Origin of the sequence: Arthrobacter ipis (assembly GCF_014694315.1) — a bacterium.
Classification (GTDB): Bacteria; Actinomycetota; Actinomycetes; order Actinomycetales; family Micrococcaceae; genus Arthrobacter; species Arthrobacter ipis.
Map to the genome: position 1 here is coordinate 162169 of NZ_JAAOXD010000003.1, position 18126 is coordinate 180294.

The 18126-nt window shown below is 68.3% G+C and carries 18 protein-coding genes; 4 read left to right on the forward strand and 14 right to left on the reverse strand.

The window, feature by feature from the left end; genetic code table 11:
- The first annotated feature begins 2 nt into the window (after positions 1-2).
- Positions 3-1253, forward strand: a complete 1251-nt coding sequence (locus tag G9E11_RS07805) for an acyl-CoA dehydrogenase family protein (protein ID WP_190605878.1) — start codon at positions 3-5, stop codon at positions 1251-1253.
- A 113-nt stretch (positions 1254-1366) separates the two neighbouring features.
- Here the strand turns inward: G9E11_RS07805 and G9E11_RS07810 are convergent, their stop codons facing one another.
- Complete coding sequence (locus G9E11_RS07810; protein ID WP_190604521.1) at positions 1367-2185, reverse strand: DUF1684 domain-containing protein; 819 nt, start codon at positions 2183-2185, stop codon at positions 1367-1369.
- Positions 2186-2261: 76 nt separating this feature from the next.
- Between G9E11_RS07810 and G9E11_RS07815 the strand changes: the two genes are divergently transcribed.
- Together G9E11_RS07815 and ppc are read left to right on the forward strand one after the other, a co-directional pair.
- Complete coding sequence (locus G9E11_RS07815; protein ID WP_190604522.1) at positions 2262-2594, forward strand: hypothetical protein; 333 nt, start codon at positions 2262-2264, stop codon at positions 2592-2594.
- A 114-nt stretch (positions 2595-2708) separates the two neighbouring features.
- Complete coding sequence (gene ppc, locus G9E11_RS07820; RefSeq protein WP_190604524.1) at positions 2709-5519, forward strand: phosphoenolpyruvate carboxylase; 2811 nt, start codon at positions 2709-2711, stop codon at positions 5517-5519.
- Positions 5520-5751: 232 nt separating this feature from the next.
- On the opposite strand, the gene G9E11_RS07825 is transcribed toward ppc, so the two are convergent.
- The 3 genes from G9E11_RS07825 to G9E11_RS07835 form a co-directional block, all read right to left on the reverse strand.
- Positions 5752-6510 carry an ABC transporter ATP-binding protein gene (locus G9E11_RS07825; RefSeq protein WP_190604526.1) on the reverse strand — a complete coding sequence of 253 codons (759 nt, stop codon included), beginning with the start codon at positions 6508-6510 and terminating at the stop codon, positions 5752-5754.
- Complete coding sequence (locus tag G9E11_RS07830; protein WP_311764319.1) at positions 6503-7579, reverse strand: FecCD family ABC transporter permease; 1077 nt, start codon at positions 7577-7579, stop codon at positions 6503-6505. Before G9E11_RS07830 ends, G9E11_RS07825 begins: the two co-directional genes overlap by 8 nt.
- Before the next feature lie 91 nt (positions 7580-7670).
- Complete coding sequence (locus G9E11_RS07835; protein ID WP_190604527.1) at positions 7671-8804, reverse strand: ABC transporter substrate-binding protein; 1134 nt, start codon at positions 8802-8804, stop codon at positions 7671-7673.
- Positions 8805-8996: 192 nt separating this feature from the next.
- Between G9E11_RS07835 and G9E11_RS07840 the strand changes: the two genes are divergently transcribed.
- Complete coding sequence (locus tag G9E11_RS07840) at positions 8997-9770, forward strand: DUF6390 family protein (RefSeq protein ID WP_190604529.1); 774 nt, start codon at positions 8997-8999, stop codon at positions 9768-9770.
- Positions 9771-9822: 52 nt separating this feature from the next.
- Here the strand turns inward: G9E11_RS07840 and G9E11_RS07845 are convergent, their stop codons facing one another.
- The 10 genes from G9E11_RS07845 to G9E11_RS07885 are packed head-to-tail and all read right to left on the reverse strand — an operon-like array spanning position 9823 to position 18108.
- Positions 9823-10215, reverse strand: coding sequence for a hypothetical protein (locus G9E11_RS07845; RefSeq protein WP_190604531.1), 393 nt, complete (start codon positions 10213-10215; stop codon positions 9823-9825).
- Positions 10193-10498, reverse strand: coding sequence for a HypC/HybG/HupF family hydrogenase formation chaperone (locus G9E11_RS07850; protein ID WP_190604533.1), 306 nt, complete (start codon positions 10496-10498; stop codon positions 10193-10195). The genes G9E11_RS07845 and G9E11_RS07850 overlap by 23 nt, the downstream gene beginning before the upstream one ends.
- A gap of 19 nt (positions 10499-10517) precedes the next feature.
- The gene (locus G9E11_RS07855) at positions 10518-11096 is read right to left on the reverse strand and encodes a hydrogenase maturation protease (RefSeq protein ID WP_311764320.1); all 579 of its coding nucleotides are present in this window, start codon (positions 11094-11096) and stop codon (positions 10518-10520) included.
- A complete protein-coding gene (locus tag G9E11_RS21625; protein WP_414635178.1) occupies positions 11093-11197 on the reverse strand; it encodes a DUF6893 family small protein in 105 nt (34 codons plus the stop codon). The genes G9E11_RS07855 and G9E11_RS21625 overlap by 4 nt, the downstream gene beginning before the upstream one ends.
- A gap of 14 nt (positions 11198-11211) precedes the next feature.
- Positions 11212-12609: a phage tail assembly protein gene (locus G9E11_RS07860; protein ID WP_190604535.1), complete on the reverse strand. Its 1398-nt coding sequence runs from the start codon at positions 12607-12609 to the stop codon at positions 11212-11214.
- Positions 12606-13259: a DUF6084 family protein gene (locus G9E11_RS07865; RefSeq protein ID WP_190604537.1), complete on the reverse strand. Its 654-nt coding sequence runs from the start codon at positions 13257-13259 to the stop codon at positions 12606-12608. Before G9E11_RS07865 ends, G9E11_RS07860 begins: the two co-directional genes overlap by 4 nt.
- Positions 13256-14011: a DUF5947 family protein gene (locus G9E11_RS07870; protein ID WP_203219246.1), complete on the reverse strand. Its 756-nt coding sequence runs from the start codon at positions 14009-14011 to the stop codon at positions 13256-13258. Before G9E11_RS07870 ends, G9E11_RS07865 begins: the two co-directional genes overlap by 4 nt.
- Before the next feature lies 1 nt (position 14012).
- Entirely contained in the window at positions 14013-15224 is a 1212-nt protein-coding gene (locus G9E11_RS20850; RefSeq protein WP_246468817.1) for a NifU family protein, read from the reverse strand.
- Positions 15225-15227: 3 nt separating this feature from the next.
- The gene (locus G9E11_RS07880; protein WP_190604539.1) at positions 15228-17021 is read right to left on the reverse strand and encodes a nickel-dependent hydrogenase large subunit; all 1794 of its coding nucleotides are present in this window, start codon (positions 17019-17021) and stop codon (positions 15228-15230) included.
- A 28-nt stretch (positions 17022-17049) separates the two neighbouring features.
- Entirely contained in the window at positions 17050-18108 is a 1059-nt protein-coding gene (locus G9E11_RS07885; protein ID WP_190604541.1) for an NADH-quinone oxidoreductase subunit B family protein, read from the reverse strand.
- Positions 18109-18126: the final 18 nt, after the last annotated feature.

Sequence of the window (18126 nt, forward strand, 5' to 3'; positions counted from 1 at the left end):
AAGTGACCGCCGCCAAGCTTGACGGGGCCAAGCAGGCGACGCCCGCCGTCGACACCCTGCCCACCGCCGACTTCTTTGGCTACGAGTCCCTGCTCAGCGCCTCCGAACAGCGGAAGCTGGGCGAACTGCGGGAGTTCCTGGCCGCGGAGATCGCGCCGTTCGCCGGGGACTGGTGGAACAAGGCCGAATTTCCGGCGCACATCCTGCCCAAGCTGGCCGCCCTGGAGCTGAGCACCCCCGCCCAGCGCGGCTACAGCCACCTGTTCGCCGGGCTGGTGATTGCGGAGATGACGCGCGTGGACACGTCGGTCGCCACGTTTTTCCTGGTCCACCACGACCTCTTTGTCGAATCGCTCTACCGGTTCGGCTCCGAGGACCAGCGCGGCCGGTACCTCGACGACGCCTCGAACCTGAGAACCACGGGCGCGTTTGCCCTGACCGAACCGGACCACGGCTCCGACGTCGCCGGCGGCATGGAGACGCGGGCGCGCCGGATATCGGGCCGTACTGGAGAGCCCGACGACAGCGGGGACTGCTGGGTGCTGAACGGCGCCAAGCGGTGGATCGGCAACGGGACGTTCTGCGACTACATGCTGGTGTGGGCGCGGGACGAGGCCGACGGCGCGGTCCGCGGCTTCGTCGTGGATGCCGGCCTGCCCGGGGTGAGCCGCAGCCGGATCGAGAACAAGATCGCGCTGCGCACCGTGCAGAACGCCGACATCGTTTTCGACAACGTGCGGGTTGCCGAGGCCGACCGCTTTGCGGGCATCAGCAGCTTCGAGGACACCAACGAGCTGCTCCGCGGCTCCCGCATCATGGTCGCGTGGCAGGCCGTGGGGCAGCAGCTGGCAGCGTTCGACGTCGCCCGGCAGTACGCCGTCGAACGCCAGCAGTTCGGCCGTCCGCTGGCGAGGTTCCAGCTCATCCAGCAGCAGCTGGTGTCCATGCTGGGCAACGCCGTCGCGAGCATGGGCATGATGGCCCGGATCGCGCAGCTGCAGGAGACCGCGCAGCTGCAGGAGCGGGGCGCCGGCATGGCTCAGGTGGCGCTGGCAAAGTCGTACACGTCGGCGAGGATGCGCGAAACAGTGGCGATCGGCCGGTCCATTCTGGGCGGCAACGGCATCGTCACGGACTACCGGATGGCCAAGATCTTTGCCGACGCCGAGGCCATTTACACCTACGAGGGCTCGTACGAGATCAACACGCTGATCGTGGGTCGTGCCGTCACCGGAGTGTCCGCGATCGCCTGACGGTGCTCCGGCCCCAGAGCGGAGCGCGAACTGGCAGCTAATGACCCCAGATCTCCGGTTTGAGGGCATTACCTGCCAGTTCGCGCGTGGGAACGGGGTGCTGAGGAGGAATCCTAGGAGGCGGGCTGCTTCTCCCCGGCTTCGATCCGCGCGTCCAGGCTGTTGTTCCGCACCGGCATCGGGCACGTGCCGTAGGGCGTGAAGGCGCTGGGGTAGTTGATGGCACGGTTGAAGTCCAAAACCACGGAGCCGTCCGGCCGCGGGCGCGCGGTGGAGACCTTGCGCCATTCGTCAGTCGTGTCGCCGTTGGTCTCGTCGTGGAACGTGACTGTCAGGGCGCCGAGCTTCTCCTCCTCGGCATGGAGCCGGTACTCGTGGTCCTTGCCGGGCAGCCGGAACACCAGTTCGCCGACGCTGCGGTGCACCCCGTCCACCAGCGGATTGGCCGTGGAAATGGGCACGTCCACGGGCTCCGGGTAGGCCTCGAACCTGGCCTCCACGGCAAGGTCGGGCCGGTAATCGAAGGTGGGCACGCCGTCGAACTCGGTGAACACCGGCGACGCGGAATCCCGGGTGCGGATCGCATACCTGTCCGCGCGCATCGCCAGTTCCACCACGACCTGCCGGCCGTCCGCGCCGCCGAACTGCACCCACATGAGCGACTCCTCATCGGCGAGCTGCGCACTGACCGTCCCGTCCACCGGCTTCCCGGTCTCCACGAGCGTCAGCCCGTCTGACGCCGAAGCGGTGAGCGTCGCCGTCGTGCTGTCCGCTGACCACAGTCCGGGAACGAGGTCGACGGCGGCCGGCTGGCTTTCCAGCCACTGGAACGATGTGAGCGTTAGCCAGCCGTGTTCGGCCGCGAGTGCTGTGTTGCGGCCTTTGCGGAAGCGGAGCCAGCGCTCCAATTGGGCGTCTGCTGCGGTGCTCATGTGTCCTCCAACGGTGTGTGCCATCCTCGCCAGCTTAGGGGTCAACCCCGGGCCGCGGCAGGCGTAGCCTTGGGGTATGGCCTTGGACGCTGTTCTGACGGTGCTTGTTTGCGTTACCATCGTGTCGGCGCTGACCCTCGCGGGGATGGCTGTGCAGAAGCGGGGCGTCGATCCGAAGGGTGCCGCGGGAACGCTGGGCAGCGCCCTGGCGGGGTTCGATCCGGCCACCGGCACACCGACCCATTCGGCGGCGCTGGCGGCGCGGGAAGAACAGAAACGAAAGCGGCATGAAGCGCCCAGCGCGGGTCCCGGACCGGAGGCGAACGGTCCGTATTCGGGCCGGATCCGGTTGCATGCGGCCCCTCTACAGGCACCGGCCGCTCCGGTTCAAGGGCCGGACAACATCTGAGACATATTCCCGGGCTCCGGCCGGCTGCGGGTAACATCCCATAGGAACAGTAACCGGGCTCACAGTATCCAGCGCAGTGTACGAGCCAAGTCGAACACTCGAAAGATAGTTTCCATGGCTGACACTGCAATGAATTCAGAAACAGATCTCGCCGCCGAACTCCGCGCCGACGTCCGCCGAGTCTCCACGCTGCTGGGCGAATCCCTGGTCCGCCAGCACGGCCCCGAACTCCTCGACCTGGTGGAGCAGGTGCGCCTGCTCACCAAGGAATCCAAGGAGGCCGCCCGGGGCGGCGCGGAGGCCACGGGCCCCTGGAGCGCGCACGACGTCGTTGCCCAGGTCCGCGAGCTGCTCGCCTCCCTGCCGCTCGAGCAGGCGACCGACTTGGTCCGCGCCTTCGCCTTCTACTTCCACCTCGCCAACGCCGCCGAACAGGTCCACCGGGTCCGGGGGCTGCGCACCCGGCAGGAGAAGGACGGCTGGCTGGCCAAGGCCGTCGAGGACATCGCGGGGCAGGCCGGCCCGGCGGTGCTGCAGGAGGTGGTCAACGAGCTGGATGTGCGCCCCATCTTCACCGCGCACCCCACCGAGGCGTCCCGCCGGTCCGTGCTCGACAAGATCCGCAAGCTCTCGGACGTGCTGGCCCAGCCCACCGAGGAGGGCACCAGCGCCCGGCGCCGGCAGGACCGGCAGCTGTCGGAGATGATCGACCAGATGTGGCAGACGGACGAGCTGCGCCAGGTCCGGCCGACACCGGTGGACGAGGCCCGCAACGCCATCTACTACCTCGACAGCATCCTGACGGACGCGCTGCCGGCGATGCTGACGGATTTCTCGGAACTCCTCGGCGAACACGGCGTCACACTGCCGGCCCAGAACGCCCCGATCCGGTTCGGCTCCTGGATCGGCGGTGACCGAGACGGCAACCCCAACGTCACCGCCGCCGTCACGCACGAGATTCTGCAGCTGCAGAACCAGCATGCGGTCCGGATCAGCATTGCCATGATCGACGAACTCATCTCCGTCCTGTCCAACTCCACGGCCCTCGCCGGCGCGGACCAGGCGCTCCTCGATTCGATCGACGCCGACCTCGCGAAGCTGCCCGGCCTGGACCGCCGCATCCTGGAACTCAATGCCCAGGAGCCCTACCGGCTGAAGCTGACCTGCATCAAGGCCAAGCTCATCAACACCGGCAAGCGGGTGGCAGCGGGGTCCAAGCACCAGCCGGGGCGTGACTACACCTCCACGGAGGAGCTCATCGCCGAACTCGAACTGCTGGAAATGTCCCTGCGCAACCACTCGGCGTCCCTTGCTGCGGACGGCGCGCTGGCACGTGTCCGCCGCGCCATCGCCTCCTTCGGCCTCCACCTGGCCACCCTCGACATCCGCGAACACGCCGACCACCACCACGACGCCGTCGGCCAGCTCATGGACCGCCTCGGCGGTCCCGGAATCCGGTACGCCGAACTGACCCGCGAGGAGCGCCTCGAGGTCCTGAGCGCCGAGCTCGCGTCCCGGCGTCCGCTGTCCGGCCACCCGATCAAGCTCGACGGCGCCGCTGACGGCACGTACGACGTCTTCCGGGAGATCCGCCGCGCCCTGCGCACGTACGGCCCGGACGTCATCGAAACCTACATCATCTCCATGACCCGCGGCGCGGACGACGTCCTGGCCGCTGCCGTCCTGGCGCGCGAGGCCGGCCTCGTCAGCATTTTCGGCGACGCCCCGTACGCCAAGATTGGCTTCGCGCCGCTGCTGGAGACCGTTGAGGAGCTGCGTGCCTCGGCGGAGATCGTGGACCAGCTGCTGTCCGACCCGTCCTACCGCGAGCTGGTCCGGCTGCGCGGGGATGTCCAGGAGGTCATGCTCGGCTACTCGGACTCCAACAAGGAATCCGGCGTGATGACCAGCCAGTGGGAAATCCACAAGACGCAGAGGAAGCTCCGCGACATCGCCTCCAAGCACGGCGTCCGCGTGCGCCTGTTCCACGGCCGCGGCGGTTCCGTGGGCCGAGGCGGCGGACCTACTTACGACGCCATCATGGCGCAGCCGAACGGCGTCCTCGAGGGCGAAATCAAGTTCACTGAACAGGGCGAGGTCATCTCGGACAAGTACTCCCTGCCGGAACTTGCCCGGGAAAACCTGGAGCTGTCCCTCGCTGCGGTGCTGCAGGGGTCTGCGCTGCACCGCACGCCGCGCACCTCGGACGACCAGCGCGAGCGGTTCGGGCACGTCATGGAGACCATCTCCGAGGCTGCGTTCGCCCGGTACCGCAGCCTCATCGACCACCCGGACCTGCCGGCGTACTTCCTGGCCTCGACGCCGGTGGAGCAGCTCGGTTCGCTGAACATCGGTTCCCGCCCGTCCAAGCGCCCGGATTCCGGTGCCGGGCTGGGCGGCCTGCGTGCCATACCGTGGGTGTTCGGCTGGACCCAGTCCCGGCAGATCGTGCCGGGCTGGTTTGGCGTGGGCTCCGGGCTGAAGGCGGCACGGGAAGCCGGGAACTCCGCCCAGCTCGTGGAGATGATGCACGGCTGGCACTTCTTCCGCTCGGTGCTGTCCAACGTGGAGATGACCCTCGCCAAGACGGACATGGAGATCGCCGGATACTACGTGGACACCCTGGTCCCGGCTGAGCTGCACCACCTCTTCCGCGCCATCCGCGAAGAGTACGAGCTCACCGTCTCGGAGATCCAGAACCTCACCGGCGAGAACCTACTGCTGGACGCCCAGCCCACGCTCAAGCGGTCCCTGGAAATCCGCGACCAGTACCTCGACCCGATCAGCTACCTCCAGGTGGAACTGCTCCGCCGCGTGCGGGCAGAAGGTGCCAGCATTTCCGCAGGCGAGATTGACGAGCGCCTGCAGCGGGCCATGCTCATCACCGTCAACGGCGTGGCAGCAGGCCTTCGGAACACCGGGTAGCCCGCACTGCCCCGGACGCTTCCTCACCTTTCGTCGCGTTTTTCCGGACGCGTCCTCACCTTTCGTCGCGTTTTTCCGGACGCGTCCTCACCTTTCGTCGGTTCCTTCCAAACCCTTCCTCACCCCTGAGGAAGGGTTTGGCCTGAGGCGGCAGGACGTGAGGGCTGGTTCGGGGTGAGGCGACGGGATGTGAGGACGCGTTTGGATTGAAGCGACAGGATCTGAGGACGCGTCAGCTGCCGTAATGCACCACGATGGTCCGGCGGGGCGTCGTGCTGGGGACACCGTGGCCGTCGTCGGAATAGGCCACGGTGCTCACGCGCACACCGTACAGGGCTGAGAGTTCGGCGTCGGTCAGGAGTTCCGAAGCGTGGCCGGTCCGCACACCCGAGCGGCCCAGCAGGACCACGCGGTCGGCAAGGTGCAGGGCGTGGTCGGGATGGTGGGTGCTCAGGAGCAGGGCCATGCCGTCGGCCATCAGTTCGCGCAGCAGAGTCAGGACACGTGCCTGGTTCTTGAGGTCCAGGCCGGTGGCGGGCTCGTCCAGCACCAGGATGGGTGAGCCGGCGGCGATGGCCCGGGCGATCAGTATCAGCTGCTGCTCGCCCCCGCTGAGGGTGGGGAAACGCCGGTCCCACAGCCCGGCCGCGCCCACCCGCTCCATCGCCTCCAGAGCTGCCTCGTGGTCGGATGCCCCCGGTGTCCGGAACACGCCCACGTGCCGGGCCCGCCCCATCAGGACCATGTCCAGCGCCCGGTAGGCGAAGGCACTGCCGTGGGCCTGCGGGACGTAGCCGGCGCTCTCACTGCGCCGGACCGTTCCCTCTTGCGGGTCCAGCAACCCGGCGGCACAGCGCACCAGGGTGGTCTTGCCGCTGCCGTTGGGACCCAACACGGCAGTGGCGGTCCCCGGCGGCACCCGGAAGCTGACGCCGCGGAACACCCAGTCCCGGGGCGAGTAGCCGAAGCCCACGCCGTCGAGTTCAAGCACTGTCCCAGACCTTCTCGCGGTTCCGGCGCAGGAGCAGGAAGAACACGGGCGCGCCGATCAGGGCCGTGAGGACCCCGAGCGGGATCTCCCCGGCGGTGGCGGTGCGCGCGATGGTATCCACCAGAACGATGTAGGAGCCGCCCAGCAGGAAGGAGACGGGCAGGAGGACACGGTGGTCCGGTCCGACCCACATCCGGGCAAGGTGCGGGATCACCAGGCCCACCCAGCTCACGGCGCCGCTGACCGCCACCGCGCCGGCCACGATCAGCGCTACGGCCACCAGCACAACCCAGCGGAGTGGGCGCGGGCGCACACCCAGGGCGACCGCGTCCTCGTCGCCGAGCGACAGCACGTTGATCCGCCAGCGCAGGGCCACGAGGACGGCGGCCCCGCCAAGGACAGGGATCAGGGCCACCGCCACTTTGGCAAAGGTTGCCGTGGATACGCTGCCCAGCAGCCAGAAGACGATGGCGGGCAGCGTGGTGTTGGGATCCGCAATGTAGGTCACCAATGCCACCAGGGCCGAGAAGAAGGACCCGGTGACCACGCCGCCGAGCACGATCATGAGCATCGGCGTCCCAGCGCGGCCCGAGGTGATCAGGAACAGGGTCCCGAGTGCCAGCAGCCCGCACATGAAGGAGCCGCCCACCAGGAGGAGCGGACCCAGTCCGAGCAGCAGCGCAAGGGCTCCGCCGAAGGATGCGCCGGCAGACACGCCGATGATCTCGGGGCTGACCAGGGGGTTGCGGAAAATGGCCTGCAGCGCTGCCCCGCCAATCGCCAGGCCGCCGCCCACCAGCAACGCGAGCAGGACCCGGGGCACCCGCACCAGCAGGACCACGTTCTGTTCGGTGCCGCTGGCTTGAACCGGGACCGGGGCGAGCTGCGCGGTCAGGATCTGGACGACGTGGTCCAGCGGCACGCTGTACCGCCCCACCGCCAGCGCCAGCACTGCCACTGCGGCAAGGAAGCAGGCAGTGAGGGCAATGGGAACGACGACGGCGGGTTCCCGCCGTCGTTCTCCCGTCTCTCGTTTCCCAAGCGTGTGTTCCCCTGCCTGCCGTTTCACAGCGCCGCCCGGGCCCGCCCGTGGCAGTGCCGGCTGCGCCGGTCCCAGGCCGCCGGGCCGCCGCCTGCCTAGCCGCGGGGAACCCGCCTCATCAAGCATTGAACTGCCGGTAGTTGGCGGACTGCCCGTTCTCCGCGGTCCGGAGAATCTTGTCCAGCTCATCGTCGGTGAGTTCGTGGTTGTACAGGAACCTGAAGTACTCGGAAGCCTTGCTCCGCACCGCCGACCTCTGCCTCGGGAAGGCGATGTCGCCCAGCCAGTGCCACATCAGCGCCGACTCCTGCCCGGGCGGATCCCAGCGGTAGCCGCCCAGCGGTACCTTGTACACGCGCTTCGAGCGGACCGCGGCCACGTGCTGCCACACGGGGTCCGAGTAGATGTCCTGCGGCAAGGCGGCGTCGAAGTTGCCCAGCAGGATGACCTCGGGGTCCCAGCGCAGGACCTGCTCGATGTCCACGCCCACCATCCCGGAACCGGTCAGCGGGTCCTTGCCTGTTGGCGGGTTGGAGCCGCCCACCAGCCTGATGTAGAAGTCGTTGTAGCTGTTGGCGCCGGCAACCTTAAGCCCGCCGGTGAAGCGGTTGAAGTACAGGATGCTCGGGCCCTTGGACGCGCGCCCGGTCGCCAGGGACTTGACCTCGGCAAGCTCCCGGTCGCTGCGGGTCTTGAGCTCGGTGGCACGTTCGGGCTTGCCGAGCATCGCGGCGAACATGGCGACCCAGGCGTCCACATCCTCCTGGGTGCCGGAGTTCTTCAGCCCCAGAACCTGAAGTCCCGCCTTCTCAAGCGGCTCGATGAGCTGCGCGTCCGACCACTGGACCACCACGTCCGGGTTGAGGGCCCGGATGCTTTCAACATTGGCGGTGAAGTCCTGGGTGGCGATGTCGTGCGGGAGGTCCAGCGCGGCGGGAAACATGGAGCCCATGATGCCGTCGCGCATGGCCACCCAGGAGGCGTTGTGCATGGCGGCGAGATGGTCGGCACTGCGGTCGACGGCGACCAGCAGGGACGCCGACGGCATCGGGATGGTCACCACCCGGGCCACCGGCCGGTCAAAGGACAGGGTCCGGCCGCGCTGGTCCGTGAGGCTGATGCTGTTGGCGCTGCCCGCGGGGGACGACGGCGGGGCGGTGCCGGATGCGCCGCATCCGGCCAGCAGGGCGGCGGAGCCGCCCGCAACGAACACCTGTAGGGCGGCGCGGCGGTTCAGGTCTGCAGCTGTCATCGTTGACTCCCTGCGCGTGGGTCTTCACAGCATCCGCTTCAGCGGCAGGGCTGTCAACGCTTTCTCCTGCGTTCGATGACGGGCCGGTCTCGCTTCCCGGACCTGCCGGCCCGCGGCCCGTCCCCGCGGTCCCTTGTCCGTGCCATGCCCCGGTGCTACTTTCAGAGGACGCTCGCAGAAGGTGGCCACGGGATGGTTATCGATGGTGCCCAGTTGTTCGTCCGCTATGCCTATCCGCCCAATTCACGGGGCAGCTGCGGCCCGCCGGACAGCGACGCCCTGCTGCACTACGGGCAGTCCGGCGTCACGGACCAGGGGCTCCGCGAACTTGCAAAGGGCTTTGCCGGCGCCTGGCCCTACCTCGAACTGATCGCCGGATCGCACGGCATCGCCGATCCGCTGGACGGCCGCGTGGTGGAGGCCTACTGGGTGGGCAACAGCCTCCTGGATACCGTCGGCATCACCAACCTCGGCAATTCCATGGAGGACAGGTTCCGGGCGCGCACCGGCCGGCAGTTCCCGCATCTGGTGGAGGGCGTCCTGGCGGGCGGGGTCCCGCACCACAGTTTCCACGTGTTCGAAATCTACCCGTGGCTGGGCCTGCTCCGCGACGAGCGCAGGCACGCCACCGCGCTGAACGTGTTGGACAGGTGCCGGATCCGCTGGGGGCAGGTGCTTGCGATCTCCGGGGACGACGCCGTCGTTCGGTCCCGGCCGCTGGTATGGGACGGCACAGCCCTGGACGTCGGCGAACCCGTGGTGGAGTCAGCCAAGTATGCCGTGAACGGGACGGGATTCGTGGCCGGGCTGGCCGTAGGCGACGTCGTCTCACTGCACTGGGATTGGGTGTGCGACCGCCTCTCCACCCACCAGCTGCAGCAGCTCAAGCACTTTACGGCGCGGCACCTCCGGATTGCCAACAGCGGCGTCGAACACCGCGGCGCAGCCATAGCGCTCGAACACTAGCTCCGGGCAGCAGCGCCCGGCCAGCAGCCCTGCGAACAGCGACGGCGGCCGCCTACGGTGACTGCGGCGCCGCACCGTCGGGATGCTCAGGGGTCTTGACGGCCGTCGCATCGCGGGCGGACGACTCCCCGGTGGGGCGCCCGGCCGGAGATTCATCAGTTCCCGTGTGCTCGCGTCCCGGTTCGGTGCCCTCCTCCTTGATGACGTCCTCGCCCCGGCGGGTGGTGCTGACGCCGACGTCGGCCGGAGCGGGTGCCGCGTCTTCAGGGGTTTCGTCCGCTCCCGGCTGGGCGGGTTCCTTCAGCGGCGGTTCGCTGCCAAAGGCCCGAGCTGTCCCTGGCGCGGTGCCCTCTGCGGCGCCCGTTTCGGTGCCCTGGGCGGCGCCCGTTCCCGCTTCCTCGCCGGCGGGGTCAGAGGCGGGGTCAGGCTGGTTCGTGGGTGACATGCTGCTCTCCTTGTGGTGGTTGTGCCGGCTGGGATCCGGGTCCCGTGTCCGCCGGGCGGCCCATCAGCTCCAGTCCGTCCATGGCCTGTTCCGCGCCCGCGGCGTCCACGCGTTCCAGCGCGAAGCCCATGTGGATCAGGACCCAGGTGCCGGGTTCCAGGGGCCCCTCATCCAGCAGCCCGATGTTGATCTTCCGCTGCACTCCTGCCACATCGACGAGTGCGAGCTGGCCGCCGTACCCCTCGAGGAGTTCAACGACCCTGCCGGGTATTCCGAGGCACATATACGGACACCGCCCTATTTCAAAGTGGAAAACCGGTTGGGGTGGAAGAGTGCCAGCCGAGCAGGGACCCGACGGCGGCTGCCGCCTTGGGCACCGCGGCGGCCACCGCCGCCGAGAGGCCAATGCCTTCGGACAGGTCTGCGGGGACACAACCCACCACATATGTGGCAGGCAGGCTGCCGCCCATGGACCTAAGCCGGCCCAGCACCGCCGCCGGGTCCATGCCGTGGGGATCGAGCATGGCCCTGCCATCCAGGTCAGTCGCGCTGACCCGGAGCACGCGGATGCTGCCCGGGGCCGAGTTCCCGTCCGCAGGGACCGTGTCCACGAGGACCAGAGTGTCCACGCCGGCCAGAAGATCGTAGGCCAGATGCATGCCGCGGATGCCGTAGTCCACCACGCGGACGCCGGGGGCCAGCGGCTGCTGCGGATGGTCGGCGAGGTGCCGTGCCACCTCGGGGCCGAAGCCGTCGTCGTGCAGGAACAGGTTCCCTACGCCGGCCACGAGGACGCCGCCGGTGCGCTCGCCGTCCCCTGCCGCGGCGGATCTTTGCTCGCCGGACACAGCGCCGGTCCGGGCCCTGCTGGCGGCGGTCACATCCGCCGCACTTTCATGTACCGCCGGATGTCCGGAACTGCGCGGATCCCGACGTAGACGCCCCAGAGGGCCATCGCTGCCAGCACAGAAACAGTGGCCATTCCTATTGCCTTCATTACGGGTTTTCCTTTCCCTCCAGCGGCTCCAGTTCGTCCGGCGCGTAGTAGAAGGACCGGCCGTAGCCTTCATGGAGATCGGCCGCCGGATCCTGCTCCAGGACGAGCCCGACGTGGGTGCTGCCGTCGACGTCGAAATGCACGCTGGTGACCCGCCCGGTCTGTCCGCCGAAGAACAGGTCCTGGGCGTCGGCGCGCCGGTTCGGGTGCACACGCACCCGGCTGCCGCGCGCCACCGCGACGCCGTTGATCACGACGGCGTCCTGGTCCGGCCGGACACGGGCCTCCGCCTCCGGATTCCACCATGGAACGTCCTGGCTGGCCGTGCTCCACGATTCAGCCGGGGCGTAGTCATCGGGATCCGCGGCGAACGCGTGCGGGTTCCGCAGGGCGCCGTGCAGCTGCTGGAGGTCCTCCGGTGACATCGCCTCGCAGCGGTCGATGACGGCGGCGGCCCGCGGGTCCGTCGCCCGAGCCTCGGCCTTTTCCTCGTCGGTCAGCGTCAGCACCCGCAGCGTGAGGATCTCGTCGATCTCGGTGGAGTCGTACAGTGCCACCGAACTTTCCGGGGCGACGGCGGGATGGTCGTAAAGAATGATGGGCGAGATCAGCAGCACGTCAGTCTGGCCTTCGGGGCCGGCCAGCACAGGCCAACAGCGGTGCTGGGAACACGGTCCGGCTGCATGCTCTGCCCACGCCGGCGGGTCCAGCAGCGATACGAAATCCCCGTCCCGTACGCCGAGTAGCACGTGGGCCCCGATGAAGGAGGCCGCGGTGGCGTCCTGCCGGTTCCCGGCCGGCGGGGGACCGGCCGGCAGTGGATGAGCCGTGTTGGCCGCGCTCACGCTGAGCCGCAGCAGCCCGCCGGACTCTTCGGTGGCATTTAGCCGCAATTCACCGCGGAGAGCACGACGGCGGCGCACCAGCCGGCCGGCCGGCCTCCCCGTGTCGTCCTTGAGTTCCTCGACGTCCAGTCCCTCCGAGACCTCCACACGCAGGACCTGTCCGGCCCGGAGCTGGGCCACGGAGAACGGCCCGAACGCCATTTCCTGTTCGACGGCCTCGTCCCAGCTCAGCCAGCTCGCACCGCCCACGGTGAGGCTGTCCACGGGAGTGTACCCGCCGCCGTCGTCCGCTTTTTCTGCCGTGCGCGTCTGCAGCTGCAGGAAGCGGAAGTGGATTTCAAGGCCGGCTTCGGCGCCGGGGGCAAGCAGGCAGTCGGCGGACATGGACGGTTCCTCCCCGCTGCCGTCCTCGGCGGCGCCCGGCGGACCTAGGATGCCGAACTGCCAGCGGACCTGGTTCTTCTGGGCGGAGGCGCGGTAGGGGTAGAGCAGGTAGCCCTCGTAGAGGACGGCGTCGGCGACGGCCCGGGCAAGGGCCAGGCTGGTGTTCATGGCCGGTCCCCGGACACATCGGCGGCTGCCTGGGCCAGCAGTTTCTCCACCGCGGCTTCCCACGAAGTGAGCCCCGCGGCGGACTTGTACCGGGCGAGTGCTGCCAGGACGTCACGGTCCAGGCGGATCCACCCGGCGTTGGGGAAGTACTGGTCCATCAGGCTGCGCCAGGCGGCGACTGGCAACCGGTACGTCGCTTCGAGGTCCCACGGCACCTGTTCCACGGTGAACCCGGTCTGCCCTTTTGTGAACACGGTGCCGGAGAACAGCAGCTCCAACGGTATCTCGCCGTCGTGCAGGGCATGCAGGTATTTGGCGGCGGCCACGTCGAAATCAAAAGTGCAGGGCAGCGGGAGGCCCGCCTCGGTGCTGCCCGTGAAACCCTGGACCATGGTGCTGCACTGCATCCAGACGAACGACTTGAGCGTGGTGGGCCAGCGTCCGCGGCCGCCGAAGAGGTCCAGCAGGCCCGTCTCCTCCTCCGGCGTGTAGCCGCGGCGCTGCGGCAGGATCCGGACCTGGCAGCGCAGCGCCAAGGCGTGCACCACGGCCCCGGTGCTTTCCGTCAGCTGCAGCCTGGCCGTTAGCTGCGGGGCCGCGGCGTAGGGTTCCGGCCGGATCTCCAGCACGGCGAAGGAAAGCTCAGTCACCGGAAGCCTCCCGTGCCGGACGTATTGATGCCGGACGCCGTACTGCCTGATGCTTCGCTGGCGGAATTGGCCGGCGCCGGTACGCTGCGCCGGGAGACCCGGTCGAAGAAGGAGGCGAGCTCATCGCGTGCCTCCTGGCCGCCGTCGAACCCCCGCCAAAGGCGGCGCAGCCGGCCCACCAGCTCGTAGCAGGCGTCCACCGGAACGAGGTGGCAGTCCGCGGCGGCCCTGCCCGGACCCGGGCCGCGGATCAGCAGCGCCTCGGTGTCCGGCGCCGCGAGGCCGAGGGCCGGGTTGCGGGCCAGCACGCCGTCCCAGGCGTCGAGGGGCAGTTCGGATTCCGTGGCCCCGGCCGGGCCCGGATAGAAAGCCACCGTGCGGCCGAGTTTGGAACTGCGGAAGAAGAACGCCAGGCCCACCGGAATTTCCAGTTCATCCCACTGCCCAGGGCCGAGATCGAAGCCGGGGAAGGAGAGGTATCGGTCCGGCACCGAGCGGTAGCGCATATGGGCAGTCGCATCGGTGAAGAGGAGGTAGCAGGGCCGGCAGGTGCACATCATTGCGTGGCTCCCCAAGTCCACCACGTGCTGGTGTGCATCGGGAATCGGTTCGCCGCACATTTCGCAGCATTCCCCGGCGGCAGGAGCGGGCCGGTTCGCGGAAATGCGCCGCAGTAAGGCCACCGGCAAGGTGCCGCTGGCCTGGCCGGTTCCCGGGCCGCGCCCTGTACCTCCTCCGTTCTTCATGTTCATCTCAGCGGTCCTGTCCGCCGGCTGCCTGGAGTTCCGGGGCCATGCCAGGCGTCGGCGCCGGCGTAGGCACGGCAGCCGCAGGTGCCGACTGCACGGACACTGCCGCAGAGACCGGGGCTGGCTCCTCCGGTTTCGGTCCAACCGCCGCCGGTTCCGGTCCAGGCGCCGCCGGGACGGGTTCCAGCCCGGCCGGTGTCACCAGCGGGATTGCCTGCACCGGCGTCACGGCTGCCGGGGCTGCCGGTGCCGGGGCAACCGGCAACGGCCCGGACTGCGCGGACACCGTCGGGACCGCCACGGACATCACTCCGTTCCGGACCAGCAGCGGAAGCGGCTCCAGGTGCAGGTCCTTGTCCTCGAGGCAGGTGCCCGCCCGCCGCACGTCAAAGTGGCCGCGGCAGGTGGGGCAGGTGAGCAGGCCTCCGCCAACCGGTGCCGCGAGGGCACGCTGCAGCACGGCGCCGGCCATCGAGCCTGTGCAGCGCGGGCAGTAGTCGCGGTAGGCGTAAATGTCCTGCCCGGTGCGGCAGGCCAGCACCGCGTAGCCGCCGACCAGGAAGCCTGCCACCTCGCCGGGTTCGAGCCCGGCGATCTCCGGAACCGGTTCCCACGTGCCGCCGGACATGTCGTGCCAGGATTCTGCGGGCGTGCCGCCCGCCGGATTGTTCACCCGGACCAGCAATGAGTCCACCGGAATCAGCGCCGGGGCGCCCGGCTGCTTTTCCGCTTCGACGACGTCGATGGCCGTCACCTCGGGGGCGGCGTTCTGGATGGCCTCCTCGACGGCGTACTTGAGAGTGACGGACGACGACGGGCACCCTTGGCAGGTGCCGAGCAGCTTGAGCCGCACCACGCCGTCGGGACTGATGCCTTCGAGCTCCACGTCGCCGCCGTGGGAGCCAAGGTAGGGCCGGACGCTGTCCAGTGCCGCGGCCACCCGGGCCTCCAGCGAATGGGGGTGCAGCCCGTGGATCACCAGGAGGCCGGCCACCAGGCTGTCAGCGGTCAACGCTTCCAGAGTGACGTCGTCGAGCTTTCCATGAGCTTGCAGGATCTCCATGATCCGCTGCAGTCCCGCACCGTAAAGGTCTGTCACCTGCCGGACCAGGTCCTCGGCACGGCCGCGGGCCACCGCCCCGCCGGCGCCGAGGGCGTCAAGAAGTGTGCCGATTTGGTCGCCGCTCTGCAGCGCCGGCCGGTCTCCGCCGAGCATGGCCTACTCGCCGGTCAGGGTCTGGGTGGGGGAGTGGAGCATGTCCAGCGTCTGCCCGTTGCCCAGGTACATGTGGACTCCGCAGGGTAGGCAGGGGTCGAAGCTGCGGACGGTGCGCATGATGTCGATGCCCTTGAAGTGCTCCCGGTCGTTCTCCTCGAAGATCGGTTGCCCTTGGACCGCGTCCTCGTAGGGGCCAGAAACGCCGTTGGAGTCGGTGGGGCTGGCATTCCAGGGTGTGGGCGGGTAGGGGTGGTAGTTGGCGATCTTGCCGTCGCGGATCACCATGTGGTGGGACAGGACGCCGCGGACCGCCTCGGTGAACCCGCAGCCGATGCCTTCGTCGGGGACCTCGAAGGTTTCCCACGTCTTGGTGCGTCCGGCCCGGATTTCTTCGAGGGCCTTTTCCGCGAAGTGCAGCGCAGCAGCCGCGGCGTAGGCCTGGAAGTAGGTGCGGGCGCGGTTGCGCTCGAGCGTGTTGCTCCACTGCGGGATGTTCCACTCGAATGTGACGGGTCCCTTCAGAGCGGTCTTGGGCAGGTTGATCTGGACGCTCCTGCCGGTGGCCTTGAGGTAGCCGATGTCCACGAGTCCGGCGAGCGCCGTGGCCCAGAGCCGTGCGAGCGGGCCGCCGCCGGTGTCCAGGGCGAGGTTGTCCTGGCCGTCGAACCAGCGCGGCGACATGACCCAGCTGTACTTGTCGGAGAGGTCGCGCTTCTGCGGCCGCGGGTTGGTGTGCTGGTTCCACGGATGCCTGCGGTCCACCGGGTTGCCCAGCGGATCGTGGGTGACGAACATTTCCTGGTCTTCCCAGTCCTCGTAGTACGAGGAGCCGAGCATGATCCGCAGGCCCAGGTTGATGCGCACCAGGTCGGTGGTGACCAGCTTGCCGTCCACCACCACGCCCGGCGTGACGAACATCTTCCGGCCCCACTCGGTCATGTCCTTGTACTCGAAGTTGCAGTAGTCCGGGTCCTGCAGCGATCCCCAGCAGCCCAGCAGCGTCCGCCGCAGCCCCACCTGCTCGTAGCCCGGCAGTGCCTCGTAGAAGAAGTCGAACAGGTCGTCGTGCATCGGGACGACCTTCTTCATGAACTCGACGTAGCGCATGAGCCGTGTGAGGTAGTCCGTCATCAGCTGGATTGTGGCCACCGTCCCCACGCCGCCCGGATAGAGCGTGGAGGGGTGCACGTGGCGGCCCTCCATGAGGCAGAACATCTCGCGGGTGGCCCGGCTGACCTGCAGGGCCTCCCGGTAGAACTCACCGGTGAAGGGATTCAGCGAGCGCATGATGTCGGCGATGGTCCGGTAGCCGTGGTCGGCCTCATGGGGGGCCCTGGTGTTTTCCGCCTTGGCGAGGACGCCGGGGTTGGTTTCGGAGACCATCTTTTCGCAGTAGTCCACGCCAACGAGGTTTTCCTGGAAGATGTTGTGGTCGAACATGTACTCGGCCGCTTCGCCCAGGTTGACGATCCATTCGCCCAGGTTCGGGGGCTTGACGCCGTACGCCATGTTTTGCGTATAGCAGGAGCAGGTGGCGTGGTTGTCGCCGCAGATACCGCAGATGCGGCTGGTGATGAAGTGGGCGTCCCTCGGGTCCTTGCCTTTCATGAAGAGGGAGTAGCCGCGGAAGATCGAGGAGGTGCTCTTGCATTCCACGACCTGGTTGTTCCCGAAGTCGATCTTGGTGTAGATGCCGAGGCTGCCGACGATCCTGGTGATGGGATCCCAGTTCATTTCCACCAGGTTGCTGTTACCCGTTCCGCTTCCGGAACCCATGGGAATTGTGGACGTCATTGTCTTCGCCTGTCTGGAATTGTGTGGTTTACCAGGTGCGCCGGGCCCCGGTGAGGAGCTCGGGTCCGGGCCGGCGCCACTTGGGCTCCTGGTCCAAGGTGTGCGTCGTGATGCCCCGCAGGGTCCGGATGGCGGAGCCGTAGGGGCGGATGGTGCTGGTGGAAAGCTTGCCGCCGGGAGGCTCATCCATGAAGGGCATGAACTTGTCCGGGAAGCCGGGCATGGTGCAGCCGATGCAGATGCCGCCGACGTTGGGGCAGCCGCCGATGCCGTTCATCCAGCCGCGCTTGGGCACGTTGCACTTCACCACGGGACCCCAGCAGCCGAGCTTAACGATGCACTTGGGGGAGCCGTACTCGGTGGCGAAGTCGCCCTGCTCGTAGTAGCCGGCCCGGTCGCAGCCCTCGTGGACCGTCTTGCCGAACAGCCACGTCGGTCGCAGTGCCTCATCCAGCGGAATCATCGGTGCCTGGCCGGTGGCCTGGTAGAGCAGGTACGTCATGGTTTCGGAGAGGTTGTCGGGCTGGATCGGGCATCCGGGCACGCACACGATGGGGATGCCGGCCTTGGACTTCCAGTCGTAGCCGAGGTAGTCCGGTACGCCCATGGCGCCGGTCGGGTTACCCGCCATGGCGTGGATGCCGCCATAGGTTGCGCAGGTTCCGGCGGCGATGATCGCGGTGGCCTTGGGTGCCAGGCGGTCCAGCCACTCGCTGGTGGTGATGGGCTGGCCGGTCTCCAGGTCGTTGCCGAACCCGCACCAGTAGCCGCCGGGGTCATGGAGTTTCTCGTTGGGGATGGATCCCTCGACCACCAGCACGAACGGTTCCAGTTCGCCCCGGTCCGCCTTGCGGAACCACTCCAGGAAATCGTCGGCCCCTTCCTGCGGGCCGCATTCAAAGTCGATCAGTGGCCAGTGCATGGCGATCTTCGGCAGGCCAGGCAGCGCCCCGAGGGCGATTTCCTCGACGCTCGGCTGGGTGGCCGCGGTCAGGGCGACCGAGTCGCCGTCACAACTGAGCCCTGCGTTGATCCACAGCACGTGGATGAGGGCTTCTTCGGCCTTGAGGGAAGTTTCCGTAGGCATCGTTGCCTCTTTCAGTGC

Bases quoted from the DNA above. Each gene is read 5' to 3' on its own strand.
- G9E11_RS07810 (WP_190604521.1), bottom strand. From the start codon at position 2,185: ATGAGCACCGCAGCAGACGCCCAATTGGAGCGCTGGCTCCGCTTCCGC.
- G9E11_RS07835 (WP_190604527.1), bottom strand. From the start codon at position 8,804: ATGACAGCTGCAGACCTGAACCGCCGCGCCGCCCTACAGGTGTTCGTT.
- G9E11_RS21625 (WP_414635178.1), bottom strand. From the start codon at position 11,197: ATGGCCACTGTTTCTGTGCTGGCAGCGATGGCCCTCTGGGGCGTCTAC.
- G9E11_RS20850 (WP_246468817.1), bottom strand. From the start codon at position 15,224: ATGCTCGGCGGAGACCGGCCGGCGCTGCAGAGCGGCGACCAAATCGGC.
- G9E11_RS07880 (WP_190604539.1), bottom strand. From the start codon at position 17,021: ATGACGTCCACAATTCCCATGGGTTCCGGAAGCGGAACGGGTAACAGC.
- G9E11_RS07840 (WP_190604529.1), top strand. From the start codon at position 8,997: ATGGTTATCGATGGTGCCCAGTTGTTCGTCCGCTATGCCTATCCGCCC.
- G9E11_RS07860 (WP_190604535.1), bottom strand. From the start codon at position 12,609: ATGAACACCAGCCTGGCCCTTGCCCGGGCCGTCGCCGACGCCGTCCTC.
- ppc (WP_190604524.1), top strand. From the start codon at position 2,709: ATGGCTGACACTGCAATGAATTCAGAAACAGATCTCGCCGCCGAACTC.
- G9E11_RS07845 (WP_190604531.1), bottom strand. From the start codon at position 10,215: ATGTCACCCACGAACCAGCCTGACCCCGCCTCTGACCCCGCCGGCGAG.
- G9E11_RS07815 (WP_190604522.1), top strand. From the start codon at position 2,262: ATGGCCTTGGACGCTGTTCTGACGGTGCTTGTTTGCGTTACCATCGTG.
- G9E11_RS07885 (WP_190604541.1), bottom strand. From the start codon at position 18,108: ATGCCTACGGAAACTTCCCTCAAGGCCGAAGAAGCCCTCATCCACGTG.
- G9E11_RS07850 (WP_190604533.1), bottom strand. From the start codon at position 10,498: ATGTGCCTCGGAATACCCGGCAGGGTCGTTGAACTCCTCGAGGGGTAC.
- G9E11_RS07870 (WP_203219246.1), bottom strand. From the start codon at position 14,011: ATGAACATGAAGAACGGAGGAGGTACAGGGCGCGGCCCGGGAACCGGC.